This is a genomic window from Rhizobium sp. Root1220 (assembly GCF_001426265.1).
Classification (GTDB): Bacteria; Pseudomonadota; Alphaproteobacteria; order Rhizobiales; family Rhizobiaceae; genus Rhizobium.
Map to the genome: position 1 here is coordinate 387,215 of NZ_LMDG01000032.1, position 16,194 is coordinate 403,408.

The following is a 16,194-nucleotide window of genomic DNA, read 5'->3' on the forward strand; positions in this document are numbered from 1 at the left end:
CCATGAAAGAAAACAATCTCCTCTCCGATCTCGCAGCCTATCTCTTCTCGACGTCGAACGGCAGCGGCCGAACGCCCTCGGAACGGGAACTTGCCGAGCACTTTGCGGTAAGCCGTGGGCAGATCCGCGAGGCGCTGGCCATCCTGGAGGCCATGCGCATCGTCGAGCGTCGGGCTAAGTCCGGAATATATCTCACCACCACGGAGGCGAGCGTAGAGGCGATGGCGCTTTTCGCGCGTGCCGGCGTGCCCCTTGACCCGACCCTGATCTACGAGACAGTGGAACTTAGGAAGATCCACGAGATCAAGGCGGCGGAACTTGCTTGCGCGCGTGCGACGGAAGAGAACTACGAACGACTTCGCGAAATTCTGGCAGCGTCCGAAGCGCGGCTGGCGACCGGCGAGGGGCTGGCGCGCGAGGACCGGGACTTTCATCTGGAGATCGTGCGGGCGACCAAGAACAGCATCTTCTATCGCGTGTGCAGCGTCTACTACTCGATGGGCGAGCAGCGGTTGCCGATCTATTTCGGTGATGCAGGTCGCAGCAGGCGCTCGCACGAGGAGCACATTCGTATCTACGAGGCACTTCTTTCGCGCGATGGGAACCTCGCGCAGGCGCTCATGAACGCTCATTTGCAGGGTGCGGAAAGCTACTGGAAAGGTCTGCTCGGCGGGCCGGCAAACGCGGCCGAATAGACGGCGGCACTGAGGAAGAGGAGAGGCCGGTGCGCTTGATCTTTTCAACGCATCCACTGCACCCAGAGGCTGACGCGATGCTGAGAGCGGCGGGCGATCTGCGCATCGCATCCTCGCTCGATTCCGATACGTTGATCCGGGAGGCGCGAGATGCCGAGGTGCTGATCGTACGGGCGCCGATTCCACCGGTGCTGTTTGCCGTGACGCCGGCTTTGCGGGCCGCGATCCGTCACGGCGCCGGGCTCGACATGATCCCTTACGACGCCGCCAGGGCGGCGGGTGTGCTCATTGCCAACGTCCCGGGCGCCAATGCGTCGACGGTAGCTGAACACGTTTTCATGGTTACGCTGGCGTTGCTCCGGCGCTTTCGGACGATGGATCGCGATCTGCGGGACAAAGGCTGGGCCGTCGGCCGTGCGCAGTCCGACCGGGCCGTCGATCTCGCCGGGCGGACCGTGGGCATCATCGGTATGGGCAATGTGGGAAAGGCGGTCTTCCACATTGCAAGATACGGCTTTGGTCTCGAGGTGGTTGCAAATAGCCGCTCGCCGGGAAGTCTGCCGGAAGGCGTACGGTTCGCGTCCGTGGACGATCTTGTCACCAGCGTCGATATCCTCGTGCTCTGCTGTCCGCTGACGCCCGAGACGACCGGGCTGCTCAGTCCTGAGCGCATCGGCCGGATGAAACCGGACGCGATCCTAGTCAATGTCTCGCGCGGCGCCGTCATTGATGATGCCGCCCTGATCGAAGCACTTGTCGAGGGAAGGATCGCCGGAGCGGCGCTCGACGTCTTCTCCAGCCAGCCGTTACCTTCGGATCACCCCTACCTGGCCCTCGACAATGTGATTGTGACACCGCATCTCGCCGGCCTGACGCAGGAGAGCATGATGCGCATGGGAACAGGGGCCGCAGCGGAAGCCGTTCGGGTGTTGCGGGGAGAACTTCCGCTCAACCTGTGCAACCCCGAAGTCGTAGGGCACTATCGCCGAAGATTTCCGGAGTAGGCGTCCGTCCTCGCGAAAGCAGCAGTCTCAATCGCGATAGTCGCTCGATCGACAACAGGTCGGTTTGATCCACTCATCCGGCGTGGCGCAGGCTGATGCCGCTCTCTCCGTCGAAGAGGACGACCTTTTCGGGATTCCAGGAAAAGCGGACGACATCCTCGATCTTGATTTTGGTCTGGGCCGGAACCGTAGCCTGCAGAAGCTTTTCTCCTGCTCTCAGCGTCACGATCTTTTCAACACCGTGGTTCTCTATGTCGTGGACGCGAGCCTCGCCGGGCGCGCCGCCTTCGAGAACGAGGTCCTCGGGACGGATTCCAAAGGTCAATGGGCGCGCATCACCGGCGGAGATGCTCGCGGTTGCAAGAGGCAGGCTGTAGCCGCCATTTGCCATTGCCTGTCCGCCGGCCAGTTTGCCATCGATCAGGTTCATTGGCGGTGATCCGACGGCACGGGCGACGAAGGTGTTTACCGGATTGGTATAGATCTGGTGTGGCGTGCCGGTCTGCACCAGTTGACCATTGTTGAGGACGCCGATCTTGTCGCCCATCGACATGGCCTCGATCTGATCGTGGGTGACGAAGAGGAAGGTTGCGCCGAGGTTCATTTGCAGGTTCTTGAGCTCTGTCCGCAGCGCCTCGCGCAGCTTGGCGTCGAGGGCGGAAAGCGGCTCGTCCATCAGGAACACGTGCGGCTTGCGAACGATTGCGCGGCCAATAGAGACGCGTTGCATCTCGCCGCCCGAGAGCCGGTCGGTCTTGCGATCGAGCAGGTGTTCGATCCGAAGCGTCTTGGCGACCCGATCCACCCGTTCTTTGATCTCGCTCGGATCGACGCGGCGGATGCGCGACTTGAGGGGGAACTCGAGATTTTCACGAACAGTATAGCGCGGATAAAGCGAATATTGCTGTAGTACGAGTGCGACGTCGCGTTCGGCCGCACCCCACTCAGCCATATCCTCGCCATCGATGAGGATCCTGCCCGCGGTCGGCTTCTCCAGTCCGGCGATAAGTCGCAAGGTTGTCGTCTTGCCTGCACCCGTCTGGCCGAGCAACACGAAGAACTCGCCGTCGGCAATTTCAAGGTTGAGGTTCTGCAACGCCGTATGGTCGCCGAACGTCTTGCTGATACCCTTGAGTTCGATATGCGCCATCAGAGTCTGATCCCCAGAGACATGCCAGTCGCGGTGTTGAAAAAGTGGGCCTGATCCGGGGCGATGCGAGCCCATACCGGGTCGCCGGCGCGTGCCACGAACCCGCTCTTCGTGCGGGCGCGCAAAGTCTGGGTACCCACCCGCAGGTCGACGATGTCGTGCGATCCAAGCGGCTCGATGATGTGGGCCTCGACCGGTATGTAACCCTCGCGTGCCTCGCGCGAAACAAGCACACCTTCGGGCCGGACGCCGAGAGTAAGGTTACCGTTCTCGCCTTTTTGAGCCGAGAGGCTGTTCGCCAGTGCGGAAGGGAATGTAAACCCGTCCGTCGCCCCGGGCACCTGGACGCGCAGTTGCCCAGCATGTTCCTTCACCGAGGCTTCGGTCATGTTCATCACCGGGCTGCCGACGAACTGGCCGACAAAAACGTTGGCGGGGCGCGAGTAGACTTCGGTCGGACTGCCGATCTGCTGAAGCACGCCCTCGTGCATGATCACGATGCGGTCGGCGAGCGACATGGCTTCCACCTGGTCGTGCGTCACGTAGATCGTGGTTGACCCCTGCTTGATATGCAGGCGCTTGATTTCCGCGCGCATCTCCTCGCGCAGCTTGGCATCGAGCGCGCCGATCGGTTCGTCCATCAGCATCGCCTTCGGACGGCGGACAAGCGCCCGGCCGATCGCGACACGCTGCATGTCGCCACCGGACAGCGCAGACGGTTTCTTGGCCAGCAGATGCGTGATCTGGAGGGTCTTCGCCACGGCCTGCACGTCGCGTTCGATATCGGCGCGGTTGCTGCGCATGGCCCGAAGCGGGAATGCGATGTTCTCGTAGACGGTCATGTGCGGATAGAGCGAGAAGGACTGGAATACGAAAGCTATGTCTCGGTCGGAGGCTTTCATGTGTTGGACAGGCTGGCCATCGATCAGGATATCGCCGTCATCGATTGTCTCAAGGCCTGCCACAGCCCGCAGCGTTGTCGTCTTGCCGCAGCCCGACTGGCCAAGGAAAACGATGAACTCGTTGTCTGCGATGTCGAGGCTAAGGTTCTTGATGACCTGAACGGCGCCAAAATATTTCTCGATGCCATGAAGTTCGATCTGCGTCATGAATTGATGCTTTCGTCGCGTTTCGCTTCCGGCGGAATTTTGGATGTGACCATGAAGGCGATCAGTCCGATCAGCGTCATCGTCAGCCCATAGCGATGGAGAAACAGGTTCCATGGCTGGCACAGGGCGATGATGCCCAGGATCATCAGGATCTGTGCACCGGGCTCGAGATATTTGTGGTTCATGGCGCGAAATGTCATTTGCGGATCGCTCCAAAGCTCATGCCGCGCAGGAGATGGTTGCGGAGCAGGAAGGTGAAGATGGCAACCGGCAACAGGAAAAGGAACGTGCCGGCGGCGATCACCGTCCAGTCGGGAAGGCCCGAGCCGACCTGGCTCGGGATAAAGGGCGGGGCGGTTTGCGCCCGCCTGTTCGTCATGATCAGGGCGAAGGCGTATTCGTTCCATGCGGTAATGAAGCAGAAGACGGCGGTGGCAGCGATGCCTGTCGCGGCCTCGGGGATGACGATCTTGAAGAACGCCTCCATGCGCGTGTAGCCGTCGACGAGGGCTGCCTCTTCGTATTCCTTGGGGATTTCGTCGATGAAACCCTTCATCAGCCAGACGGAGAAGGAGAGATTGAAGGCGGTGTAGAGGATGATCAGACCCCAGTGGGTGTCGTTCAGTCCGACGGCCCGGTACATGAGGAACATGGGGATCGCGACCACCACCGGCGGAAGCATGCGTGTCGAGAGGATGAAGAAAAGCAGGTCGGCCTCACCCTTTACCCTGAAACGCGAGAAACCGTAGGCGGTGAAGGTACCCATTCCGACCGCGAGCACCGTCGAGGTGATCGCAACGATCAACGAGTTCATGAAGCGGCTGGGGTAGCCCGAAAGCTGCACCTCGCCGCGACCGGAGCGCACGACCTTTTCGCCGCCATCGAAGACGAGCCGTTCCCACCAGGGCGCTGCCGCATATTGCTCCGCTGTCGGCGGTTCGCGCAGCTGGGAACGCTTGGTGAAGAGCTTCACGAAGGGCGAGATTTCCGGCTGGAACAGCACCGTCGGCGGAATCGTCGTGGCAAGGTTGCGTGGTTTGAAGGCTGTCGCGGTGATCCAGTAGATCGGCGCAAGGAAGATCAGCGTGATGGCAAGAACTGCGGCGATGGCCACCCGGTTCAATGCGCGTTCTGAGCGGGTTTGGACGGCGGCCATCTCAGCGCTCCTTCACCTTGTTGAGATACTTGACGTAGATGTTGGTGATCGCCAGCACCATGATCAGCACGATGTAGGCGAGCGCGCATGAACGCCCCGTCTGCCACTCCTGGAAGGCCATCTTGTAGAGGCGGATCGAGATCACCTCGGTCGTCGGCTGGCTCGTCAGGATGTATGCCAGGTCGAACGTCTTGAAGGCCTCCATGGTGCGAAAGATGATAGCGATCATCAGAATAGGGGCGACGAGCGGTAGGGTGATGCGGAAGAAGGTGTAGAATGGTCCCGCCCTATCGATTGCCGCTGCCTCGTAGAGATGCTTCGGCACCGCCGAGAGTCCGGCCAGCGAAAGCAGCATCACGAAGGGCGACCACATCCAGATATCGGTGATAGCGACCGCGTAGAGAGCCACTCTGGGGTTCGACAACCATTCGAAGGAACCAAGACCGAGCGCATAATTGATGATGCCGAAGGATGGATCGTAAAGCAGCTTCCAGAAGAGGCCGACAACCGCCATCGAAAGCATCATCGGCAAGAGCAACAGTGTCGTCAGCAGGCCTTTGAACGGGATGTCGCGATTAAGCAGCATGGCTGTGCCGAAGCCGACGATAACCTGGCCGGTTACCGACACGATCACGTATTGCGCGGTGATCGCAAAGTTCGACCAGATGAATGGATCATTGAGAAGCTCGCGGTAGTTCTGCAAGCCGACAAAATTTGCCGGTGCATTGGTCGAGGCTCTGAAGTCGGTGAACGAATAGCCGAGCGAATAGATCAGCGGAAAAATATTGAAGACGATCAGGAACAGGATCGTCGGAATGATGAACAGGTTGCGAATCCTGAGGTCGCTCATGCCCCTGGACGCCGCGCGTGTCTTCGAGTTCAGCGATGTCATGACTAGGGTGGCCAATACGCTCCTCCTCCGAGAGCCCGACGTGGCGGGCCCACAACGGGCACGCTATCGCCTTGTTGCGAACGCCCTGCCGAAGGGCAAGGCGCGCTTTTGAAAGGGGAGGGGGCGAATTCACCCCCTCCGGAACGAAGGTTCAGTTTGTACGCCCGTATTTCTTGAATGTTGTGTTCCAGTCGGAGGCGAGGCCGTCGAGCGATTCCTTGGCGGTGCCCTGTCCAGCGGTGATGAAGGGGTAGATCCGCTGGTTCATCTGGATCAGCAATTCCGCATATTCCGGCGTTGCCCAGAAGTCCTTCACCTTGAACATCGTCTCGTAGAAGGCCTTGTTGTAGGGGGTCGCGTTCTGGAACTCCGGCGACTCCAGCACCTTGGCGCTCGCCGTGTAGCCGCCGAGTTCGGCCCAGCGCTTCTGGGTCTCATCCTTGACGAACCACTCCAGGAACTTCATGGCCTCCTCCTTGTTCTCGGAGTAGGACACGACTGAAATACCCTGTCCGCCCAATGCGGCGAACTGCTCGCCCGTCGGGCCGGCCGGATTGGCAAAGAAGCCGGTCACCTTTGCATTCGGGTTTGATGCCTCGTTCACCAGCGCCGGGAAGAAGGCGAAGTAGTTCATGCTCATCGCCGCCAGGTTTTCGGTGATGGCCTGGTTGTTTTCCACGAAGAAGGTCTTCGCCCAACCGGGAGGCGTGAAGCCGTAGAGTTCACGGTAGAGTTCAAGAGCCTGAACGTTCTTGTCCGAATTGATGATCCCGTCGACCTTGTAGTTCGCATAGTCGCCCAGTTCGCCGCCAAACGAGAACATTGCGTTTTCAACGCCCATCACCAGTCCGTCATAGGAATTGTCCGTGTAGATGGCGATGCCGTAGCGCTTTTCATCCGGCCGGTAGAAGAACTCGGCGATGTCGCGCATCTCCTTCCAGGTCTTCGGAGGCGCCAAATCGTAGCCGTATTTTGCCTTGAAGGCGGCCATCTCCTTGGGATCTTCGAACCAGTCCTTGCGGTAAGACCAGCCCACCGCATCGCCCTCGGCGGGGATCGACCAGTATTTGCCCGAGTTCGATGGATACTCGGAGTAATACTTGACCGTGGCCGGAGCCATCACCTCAGTCAATTTGTGCTTGTTGAAAAACTCCGTCAGATCGACGTAGTGTCCGGCTTCCGATGCCGCTCCGATCCATTGTGAGTCGCCGACGACCATATCGTAAGCCGACCCCTTGGCATTGAATTCCGTGAATGCCTTGGTCTGGAAATCCGCCCACGGCGTCGTCTCGACCGTGACCTTGACGCCCGTCTCGGCCTCATATTCGTTCACGAGTTCCTGAAGATAGTTGGCTGGATCCCACTCCGCCCAGAAAATTGTCAATTCTTGCGCTTGCGCGGTGGTCGCGCTCGCATACATCAAGCCGATGCCGGCCAACAGACCGGCTACTGTCTTGCGCATAATGTTTCCTCCCATTTATGCACGCCACCCGCATTGATGCGGGCATTCCGGCCTGGTCAGTGGATCCAATCCGCTATCAGAGTTCTAGAGCCTCCTCGCCCCTGCCCCCCCAATCGGATCCAATGCCTGGAATAGTTTTCTGCATTTAAACTGGTAGTACCAAAGAGCATTGCCGTCAAGAGGAGCAATTTTCAGATCTGCGTGCCAATATACTAAGTGGACGCGCGTAAAAAGCCACTCCCATAGAATACTCACGGTTCAAATATACCAGCTGTATCCGGTCGACAGTTGTCTTGGACGGCGCGTCATCTTTCAGAATTGGTATAACCAGATTCGGTCTATCTACTGTGACAGCAAGCTCCGCTCATGCTGTGTGTCTCGGATCGCGGCGTCGACAAGCGCTGTGGCCGCCCATTGGGTGACCGCCTGAGCCCGATCGGCTGTCAATCCCCATATGTCCTTCAGAACGATCAAGACCTCGACGCCGAACGCGAGGGATAGGGCTTGCGTGAGACGCTCCCGCGACTGGAGCGAAAGCGTTCCCGCGAGCGGAGCGGTCGCTTCCCTCAAAAGATCGACACGGTGGCCGCGAGTGAATTGTGGTTCGTTGCCAAGGGTACCGGCTTGCCTCAGTGCCCATTGGTCGAGCGAGAGCTTGAGCGCCGCCTTGAAAGTCGCCTCAAATTCGTCGATGCGCGGCATCGCGGTTGCGAGGAGCTCTGACACTCTTGTTCTCGCATCCGGCGAGTCCGAGTGCCAGTCGAGAATAGGGCCCAAAGCCTCGTCGACAACCGCGTGGACGAGGGCAGCCTGGCTTGGGAAATAGCGATAGGCAGTGGCGCGTGACACTTCGGCCGCCTCGGCCACCTCGCTGATGGAAGGTGTGGCGCCGGACTGCATCAGTCGCGTTGCGGTTTCGAGCATGAGCCGCCGTGTGCGGGCGCGAGGGCCACGTTCGATACTGGATGCGGATTCGGTTTGTTGACGTGAGACAGCCATATCTCTATGATACGCGCGTCTCACAAATTTGCAAGGGCCAGCGGGCCGACCGAGGCGAGGGTGGCGTGAGGTCGAGCAGGCCCATCAGCGCCGGGGAGGAAGGATGAAGCGCATCTACGTGATCGGCACAGCCGACACGAAGGGAGAAGAGCTTGCGTATCTGGCGGACTGCGTCGAGGCCGCAGGTGGCAAGGCCGTACGGGTGGATGTTGGCATCCGCGGCGCGTCCGTGGCGGTCGATATCGCGGCTGAAACCGTCGCCGCCGCTCATCCCCGCGGGATGTCCGCCGTCCTGTCAGGAGACGACCGTGGTGTTGCGGTGACGGCCATGGGCGAGGCCCTGGCGCGGTTCCTTCCTGCGCGCGGCGACGTCGGCGGCGTGGTGGGAATTGGGGGCGGAGGCGGCACATCGATTATAACCGCCGGCATGCGGGAGCTGCCGCTTGGCCTGCCCAAGATCATGGTCTCAACGCTGGCATCCGGCAACGTCGCGCCTTATGTCGGCATCTCGGACATCGTCATGATGCCTTCTGTAACCGACATGGCGGGGCTGAATGGTCTGAGCCGGATTATACTGCAGAACGCCGCCCAGGCAGTGACGGCGATGACGCGGCAGCCGCCTCCGCAATTTGTCTCCAAGCCTTCGATCGGGCTGTCCATGTTCGGTGTGACGACGCCGTGTGTGACGGCGATCGTCGATCGTCTGAAAGCCGATCATGATTGCATGGTCTTTCACGCCACCGGAACAGGCGGGCGCACCATGGAAAAGCTCGCTGACAGCGGCCTCCTTGCCGGCGTCATCGATATAACGACCACCGAGGTTTGCGATCTCCTCTTCGACGGCGTGTTGCCTGCGACCGAAGACCGCTTCGGCGCCATCGCCCGCACAGGGCTCCCTTATATCGGCTCGGTGGGCGCGCTCGACATGATCAATTTCTGGGCATTTGAGACTGTACCGGAGCGCCATGCCGGACGGCTGCTCTATCGTCACAATCCAAATATCACGCTCATGCGAACAACCGCCGAGGAGTGCGCCGAGCTTGGCGCCTGGATCGGCGAGAAGCTGAACCGATGCAGCGGACCCGTCCGCTTCCTGATTCCCGAGAAAGGCGTCTCCGCGCTCGACGTCGAAGGTGGCGCCTTCTTCGATCCCGTTGCCGACGAGGCTCTTTTTGCAGCGCTGGAAGCAACGTTCGAGACCACCGACAACCGCCGCATTGCGCGGCTTCCGCACCATATCAACGACCCCGAGTTCGCCGAAGCCGCCGTCGCAGCTTTTCGTGCAATCACCAACTGACGAGAGAGACATTCATGCCAGCGATCCCCCGCAAGACCATCCTTGACAAGCTTCGCGGCACGATCGCCGCCGGTCGCCCCATCGTGGGCGGTGGAGCCGGCACGGGAATCTCCGCAAAAGCCGAGGAAGCGGGTGGAATCGACCTGATCATCATCTACAATTCAGGGCGCTATCGCATGGCAGGACGCGGCTCTGCTGCCGGATTGCTCGCATACGGTAATGCCAACGAGATCGTCAAGGAGATGGCAGTCGAGGTGTTGCCAGTGGTGAAGCACACCCCGGTGATCGCTGGCGTCAATGGAACCGATCCGTTCATTCTCATGCCGCAATTCCTCGCAGAACTGAAGGCGATGGGATTTTCCGGTGTGCAGAACTTCCCGACGATCGGGCTTTTCGATGGGCAGATGCGCCGAAGCTTCGAGGAAACCGGTATGGGCTACGACCTTGAGGTGGAGATGATCGCACAGGCCCACGAGCTCGATCTGCTGACGACGCCCTATGTCTTCAATGAGGAGGAAGCGATCGCCATGACGAAGGCCGGAGCCGATATAATCGTTGCCCACATGGGCGTGACCACCGGCGGGACCATCGGCGCAACCTCCGCCAAGTCTCTCGACGACTGCGTGAAGGAGATCGATGCGATAGCGGCTGCCGGCCGCTCCGTGCGCGGGGATGTACTTGTCCTGTGCCACGGGGGGCCGATATCGATGCCCGAGGACGCGCGGTACGTGCTCGAGCGTTGCGCCGATTGCCATGGCTTCTATGGCGCGAGTTCCATGGAGCGGCTGCCGGCCGAGCTAGCCATTCGCAAGCAGACGGAAAGTTTCAAATCGATCGTCGTCGAGCGGGCGGTCTGAATGCAGACACGGATGCGGGAGGAGGCCGCGACATGATGAAAAAGGATATGTTTCTTTATCCGGAGGACGTTGACGCATTCGGTTTCGACTGGGGCCGCCTTTCGTTGACGGTTGCTCCCGAAGTGAACGGCGCAGTGCGTTTTTCTGGCGGCGTGGTTGATCTTCCAAGTGGTCAAGGACATGCACGCCACAACCATCCGGGCGCCGAGGAGATCATTTTCGTCATTGCGGGCGAGGGGGAGCAGATGGTGGAAGACGAGCGCGGCGAACCGATAACGCGAACGGTCGGGCCAGGCTGCACCGTCTATGTGCCTGAAAGCCGGTTTCACTCGACCAGGAACACCGGCGCCGGGCCGATGCAGCTCTTTGTCGTCTATTCGCCCGCCGGGCCGGAACGCACGCTCCGCGACCTGCCGGACTTCCGTCTGTTGCCGAGTGGCACGTGAGGTCGTGAGCAGCAACGCATCCAGGAGGAAAACCGATGAGCATCAGTGCAGTGCAAACCCAAGCGGCAGAACCGCCCTTCGACGCAGCAAGGCTCGACCAGCTCATGGAGGCCGCGGGCATAGATGTTCTCCTCGCGACCTCCAAGCACAACACGCAATACCTGCTCGGTGGCTACAAGTTCATATTTTTCGCCGCCATGGATGCGATCGGCCACGGCCGCTACCTGCCGATCGTCATCTACGAAAGAGGAAAACCTGACCATTCCGCCTATGTCGGCAACCGGATGGAAGGTGCCGAGCATCAGAACAAGCCCTTCTGGACCGGCTCGGTCCACACTGCAGCGTGGGGTACGCTCGATGCGGCTGCGCTTGCTGCCGAACACCTCGCCAAGATCGGCAAGTCGGGCTCCCGCATCGGTATCGAACCGTCGTTCCTGCCTGCCGACGCGCGGGATTTCCTTGCGGCGCATCTGGACGGCGCGCGATTCGTCGACGCGACGCACACGATGGAAAGGCTGCGTGCGATCAAGACGCCGGAAGAGCTCAACAAGCTGAGGCTCGCCTCCGACCTGATAACCGACTCAATGCTGGCGACCATAGCGGCGGCATCGGAAGGCTCCACCAAGACCGAGATCATCGAGCGGCTCAGGCGCGAAGAGACAAATCGCGGCCTCCATTTCGAATATTGCCTGCTCACACTCGGGGCAAGTCACAACCGCGCTGCATCGCCGCAGGCCTGGGCTCCGGGCGAGATACTGTCGATCGATTCCGGTGGCAACTATCACGGCTACATCGGCGACCTGTGCAGGATGGGTGTCCTCGGTGAGCCCGATGCTGAACTCGAGGATCTTCTTGCCGAAGTCGACTCCGTGCAGCAGGCGGGTTTTGCCAAGGTCCGGGCGGGAGTGGCCGGGACCGAGGTGATCGATGCGGCAGAAAAGGTTCTCAAAGCTCTGCCGTCGGCCGGCTTCACTGACTTCTTCTGCCACGGCATGGGGCTGATCACCCACGAAGCGCCGTTCCTTATGACCAACCACCCCGTCACCTATGACGGCACGGACGCCAGCCGTCCGCTCGAGGCCGGCATGGTGATTTCCATAGAGACCACCATGCTTCACCCGACGCGCGGCTTCATCAAGCTCGAAGACACACTGGCGATCACCGCGTCCGGCTATGAGATGTTCGGGGAGCGCGGCCGAGGATGGAACCGCGGAGGGACAAACTGAATTGGTGCCGGCTCGGCAGCTTCACGTCGGCCCGGTCGGCTCCAGAACCTCTTCCGGAATATCGTCGAACGAAGCATAGTTGAGGTTGTAGAGCCGCGAATAGAGCTTGCGGTTATTCATCAGTTCCTGATGGTTGCCGCTTTCGATCAACTCGCCGTTCTGCAACACGATGATGCGGTCGGCTTCGCGGATGGTTGCCAGCCGGTGCGCGATAACGAGCCCTGTCCGGTTTTCCAATAGTTTTACCAGGGCCTTCTGGATCAGCATTTCCGTGTAGCTGTCGATGTTCGCCGTTGCTTCATCGAGCACGAGGATCTTCGCGTCAGCCACCAGCGCTCGGGCAAAGCTCAGCAATTGCCGCTGTCCGAGCGAGAGATTGCCGCCGCGCTCCCCGAGCATGCTGTCATAACCGTCAGGCAACCGCATGATGAACTCGTGGGCACCAACCGCCTTGGCGGCGTCGATCACCTGTTCCCTGGTTGCCTCGTGCTTGTGGTAGCGGATATTTTCGAAAACCGTGCCGGTGAACAGGAAGGGCTCCTGCAGCACCATGGCGATCTGGTCTCCAAGCGAATCCTGGGTCAATTCGCGCACGTCATGTCCACCAACGAGAACCTGACCCTGCTGCACGTCATAGAAGCGGTGGATGAGCGACATGCAGCTGGATTTTCCCGAGCCCGTGGGGCCGACGAGTGCAACGGTCTCGCCCGGATTGACCTTGAAGCTGACATGCTTCAGCACCGGGTGTTCCGGGTTGTAGCCGAAAACGACGTCCCTGAACTCGACCGACCCGTCCATGTCCTTCGACAGGACCTTGGCATCGGGCGCATCCTTGATGTCGACGGGGACGTCCAACACTTCGGTCAGTCGCTGGCCGGATGCCATGGCGCGCTGCATGACGGAATATTGCAGCGTCAGCGATCGGATCGGGTCGAAGAACCGCTGGATGTAGAAGAGGAATGCCACCAGCACGCCGACGTCCAGCGCCTGGTTCAGCACCCGTGCCCCACCGACGACGATGACCAACGCCATGGCAACGCCAGTCAATGAATCGACGATCGGTACCATCACCTGGGCATAGCGCGCGGCCGTCAAGTGAGTGAGCAGGTTGGCCTTGGCCTTGTCATCGTAGAGCGCGAAATTGACGCCTTGCCGATCCATGCTCTGCACGGCTCGCACGCCATGGATCGCCTCGGCAAGTGCCCCATTGGCGACCGAATTGGTCTCATGGGCCGCCATGAAGGATTTTCGCGCCAGCGGCAGCCAGAAGAGGCGGACGATGAAGAGGATGGGTAGCACGGACAAGGTCAGCAGGCCGAGCTTGAAATCAAGATAGAGCATCACGAAGACGATGCCGAAAAGGAGAGCGATGTCGCCCACGGAAAGCACGGAGGTCTCAAGGAACTCCTGCATGGAGTTGACGTCGCCCTGCAGCCGCGACATCAGCCGCCCCACTTCCGTCTTGTCCATGAAGGACAGCGAGACGCGCTGCAGGTGCGAGAACATTGCCTTTCGGATATCGAACAGCACCTCCTCGGCGACGCCACCGACAAGCGTTTCCTGGGCATAGCTGGCGGCATAGTTGATGAGAATGGCAACGAGAAAAACCACCATCGCCCAGGTCAAGGCAGAATGATCGCCGCCCGGCTTCATCCCGTGGTCGATCGCGTAACGGATGATCAACGGTATCAGCAACTGCATCGCTGTGAAGGTCAACACTGCGACCACCGACAGCAGAACCTGCTTCCTGTATGGTTTGACGAAGGCCCAGATGCGCTTGACGATGCTGCCATCGAAAGCCTTGCCGAACATCTCCTCTTCGATTCGGTGAGAGCCAACGACGGCTCGCGGTGGTCTCCGTCCATCCTCGCGAACGTCCGAGCGCTCGGTTTCCAGTTCCTCGGCCATTGTGTTCCTCCCTAGGCGCTGCGGGCGTCGTCGCCCGGCCGCACCTGCAGATCGTAGAGTGCCTTGTAGCGACCGCCTGCGGCGAGCAGTTGCTCGTGCGTGCCGCGTTCGACGATCTCTCCATCCTCGACAAAGAAGATCTGATCAGCATGCATCAGCGAGCTCAGGCGATGCGCGACGATAATGGTCACCCGGTCAGCGGCGTATTTGCGCATCGCCGCGCGGATCCGCTGCTCGGTCGCAGCATCGATTGCCGCGGTCGAATCGTCGAAAACCATGACCGCAGGCTTCAGCATCAAAGTGCGTGCAATGGACAGACGCTGCCTCTGCCCGCCGGACAGCGAAACGCCACGTTCGCCGACGACGGTGTCATAGCCCGTTGGCAGTCCGAGAACGTAGTTATGCAACTGCGCACTTTCGCTGGCGCGCTCGATGCGCCCTTCCTTGGCCCACGGATCCCCATAGGCGATGTTGTTTTCGATCGACGTCGTGAAGAGGAAGGAATCCTGCTGCACCACCGCGACAGCGCGGCGAAGCGATTGCAGCGTCGCCTTGCGAATGTCTTGTCCGTCGATGGTGATCCGGCCCTCCGTCGTGTCGTAGAACCGCGGGATGAGATGGGCGAGAGTCGACTTTCCACTCCCTGGTGGACCGACGATCCCTATTGTCTCGCCGCGCTTGGCTTCGAACGAAACCTGGTGCAACGCCTCGCGTGTTGGCGCGCCGGGGTAGGCAAAGCTGACATTCTCGAAGTGTAGTGTGCCGTCGGTGACGTTCAGCTCCTTTGCATCGGGCGCATCACGAACGGCGATCTCGAGATCGAGCAGGTTGAAGAGGCGCGTACCGCATGTGGAGGCGCGGGCGAAGGCATTGACCATCAGCCCGAGTTGGCGCACCGGCATCTGCAGGATCGTCATGAACGTCAGGAATGACGCGAGCGTTCCGACGGTGATCTCGCCCGACATCACCTTGCCGCCGCCGATCCAGAGCACAAGGCCCATGGACGCGAAAAACGAGAAGGTCATCGCGCTGGTGTTGACCACGCGGATGCCGACGCGCCGGTGTGCAAGCGCCAATGCGCTCTTCGATGCCGTCTCGAACTTCATAATCTCGTGGGCGTGTGCTGCAAAGGCACGCACGACGCGGATGCCTCCGAGGTTCTCCTCCATCACGCGGGTCAGCACCGAAAGTCGTTCCTGGAGATCGAGCCAGGTGGAGCGCAGGCGAAGCTGCGTGACCGACGAGCGCCAGCCAACGAAAGGCACGAAACTCAGTGCCAGAAGCCCGAGCACGACATCGGTGGAAAGCAGCATGTATGCGCCGATGCCGATCAGCATGGTCAGCAAGATCGTACGCACGAGGGCAGTGGAAAAGTACATGCGCACGCCTTCAAGATCGAGCAATCCGATGGTGATCAGGTCGCCCGAGTGAACGCTGTCGTGAAAACTGAAGGAAAGGCGCTGTATCTTCTCGTAGCAGGCCAGCCGCAGCTCGTAGCCCATATGGTGGCCGACGGACTCGCTGTAGTAGTTCTGGATCATCGTGAAGATGCCGCGCAATATGCTTGCGCCCAACAGCATCAGCGCGGTGGTCAGCAACGCATCCTGGGCCAATTGCCCCGCGGAGCCGCCTTCCATCGCAACCTCTGTGTGATCCACGGCTTGGCCGAGCAGGCGAGGGATCATCAGCTGGAAAGTAGAAGCGACGAGGGTTGCGCCGATTGCGAACCCCGATTGCCACGGATGGCGGAAGGCCATGACGGTAATGCGGACTAGCGTGAAGAGGCCCTTGCCCCAGCCTGCCGCTTTGACAAGCGCCAGCGAAGCCGAAGGCTTCGTAGCGCGTATTGACGCATCGCTGCTCACGGGAATGGTTCCAGATAGATGTGTGGTCGGGCGGTGGCCCGAAAGGACGACAAATCCGTATAGGGATTGGTTAGCGCACTTACTTTTGCTGATTCCACGGGGGCGTTCAAGTAAACAATTCACCAGAT

The 16,194-nt window shown here is 60.3% G+C and carries 15 protein-coding genes; 6 read left to right on the forward strand and 9 right to left on the reverse strand.

The window, feature by feature from the left end; genetic code table 11:
- The first annotated feature begins 2 nt into the window (after positions 1 to 2).
- The gene (locus ASC90_RS18740; protein WP_056543346.1) at positions 3 to 695 is read left to right on the forward strand and encodes a FadR/GntR family transcriptional regulator; all 693 of its coding nucleotides are present in this window, start codon (positions 3 to 5) and stop codon (positions 693 to 695) included.
- Positions 696 to 724: 29 nt separating this feature from the next.
- A complete protein-coding gene (locus ASC90_RS18745) occupies positions 725 to 1,699 on the forward strand; it encodes an NAD(P)-dependent oxidoreductase (protein WP_082519982.1) in 975 nt (324 codons plus the stop codon).
- 73 nt (positions 1,700 to 1,772) lie between these two features.
- On the opposite strand, the gene ASC90_RS18750 is transcribed toward ASC90_RS18745, so the two are convergent.
- From ASC90_RS18750 to ASC90_RS18780, 7 genes are all read right to left on the reverse strand, one after another.
- Complete coding sequence (locus ASC90_RS18750; RefSeq protein ID WP_056543349.1) at positions 1,773 to 2,849, reverse strand: ABC transporter ATP-binding protein; 1,077 nt, start codon at positions 2,847 to 2,849, stop codon at positions 1,773 to 1,775.
- On the reverse strand, positions 2,849 to 3,958 hold the full coding sequence (locus ASC90_RS18755; protein WP_056543354.1) for an ABC transporter ATP-binding protein: 1,110 nt from the start codon (positions 3,956 to 3,958) through the stop codon (positions 2,849 to 2,851). Before ASC90_RS18755 ends, ASC90_RS18750 begins: the two co-directional genes overlap by 1 nt.
- Positions 3,955 to 4,158, reverse strand: a complete 204-nt coding sequence (locus tag ASC90_RS18760) for a hypothetical protein (protein ID WP_056543357.1) — start codon at positions 4,156 to 4,158, stop codon at positions 3,955 to 3,957. Before ASC90_RS18760 ends, ASC90_RS18755 begins: the two co-directional genes overlap by 4 nt.
- A complete protein-coding gene (locus ASC90_RS18765) occupies positions 4,155 to 5,114 on the reverse strand; it encodes a carbohydrate ABC transporter permease (RefSeq protein WP_056543360.1) in 960 nt (319 codons plus the stop codon). The genes ASC90_RS18760 and ASC90_RS18765 overlap by 4 nt, the downstream gene beginning before the upstream one ends.
- 1 nt (position 5,115) lies before the next feature.
- The gene (locus ASC90_RS18770; RefSeq protein ID WP_056543363.1) at positions 5,116 to 6,021 is read right to left on the reverse strand and encodes a sugar ABC transporter permease; all 906 of its coding nucleotides are present in this window, start codon (positions 6,019 to 6,021) and stop codon (positions 5,116 to 5,118) included.
- Between the two features lie 136 nt (positions 6,022 to 6,157).
- Entirely contained in the window at positions 6,158 to 7,468 is a 1,311-nt protein-coding gene (locus ASC90_RS18775; protein WP_056543366.1) for an extracellular solute-binding protein, read from the reverse strand.
- 342 nt (positions 7,469 to 7,810) lie between these two features.
- Positions 7,811 to 8,467 carry a TetR/AcrR family transcriptional regulator gene (locus tag ASC90_RS18780; protein WP_056543369.1) on the reverse strand — a complete coding sequence of 219 codons (657 nt, stop codon included), beginning with the start codon at positions 8,465 to 8,467 and terminating at the stop codon, positions 7,811 to 7,813.
- A 103-nt stretch (positions 8,468 to 8,570) separates the two neighbouring features.
- Here ASC90_RS18780 and ASC90_RS18785 point away from each other — a divergent pair, with 103 nt between their 5' ends.
- The 4 genes from ASC90_RS18785 to ASC90_RS18800 are packed head-to-tail and all read left to right on the forward strand — an operon-like array spanning position 8,571 to position 12,293.
- Positions 8,571 to 9,764, forward strand: a complete 1,194-nt coding sequence (locus ASC90_RS18785; RefSeq protein ID WP_056543371.1) for a Tm-1-like ATP-binding domain-containing protein — start codon at positions 8,571 to 8,573, stop codon at positions 9,762 to 9,764.
- Between the two features lie 14 nt (positions 9,765 to 9,778).
- The gene (locus ASC90_RS18790) at positions 9,779 to 10,621 is read left to right on the forward strand and encodes a phosphoenolpyruvate hydrolase family protein (protein ID WP_056543374.1); all 843 of its coding nucleotides are present in this window, start codon (positions 9,779 to 9,781) and stop codon (positions 10,619 to 10,621) included.
- A 32-nt stretch (positions 10,622 to 10,653) separates the two neighbouring features.
- Complete coding sequence (locus ASC90_RS18795; protein ID WP_056543376.1) at positions 10,654 to 11,067, forward strand: cupin domain-containing protein; 414 nt, start codon at positions 10,654 to 10,656, stop codon at positions 11,065 to 11,067.
- A gap of 35 nt (positions 11,068 to 11,102) precedes the next feature.
- On the forward strand, positions 11,103 to 12,293 hold the full coding sequence (locus ASC90_RS18800; RefSeq protein ID WP_056543379.1) for a Xaa-Pro peptidase family protein: 1,191 nt from the start codon (positions 11,103 to 11,105) through the stop codon (positions 12,291 to 12,293).
- Positions 12,294 to 12,314: 21 nt separating this feature from the next.
- On the opposite strand, the gene ASC90_RS18805 is transcribed toward ASC90_RS18800, so the two are convergent.
- Positions 12,315 to 14,201, reverse strand: a complete 1,887-nt coding sequence (locus ASC90_RS18805; RefSeq protein WP_056543381.1) for an ABC transporter ATP-binding protein — start codon at positions 14,199 to 14,201, stop codon at positions 12,315 to 12,317.
- A gap of 11 nt (positions 14,202 to 14,212) precedes the next feature.
- A complete protein-coding gene (locus ASC90_RS18810; protein ID WP_200950923.1) occupies positions 14,213 to 16,066 on the reverse strand; it encodes an ABC transporter ATP-binding protein in 1,854 nt (617 codons plus the stop codon).
- Positions 16,067 to 16,194 lie beyond the last annotated feature (128 nt).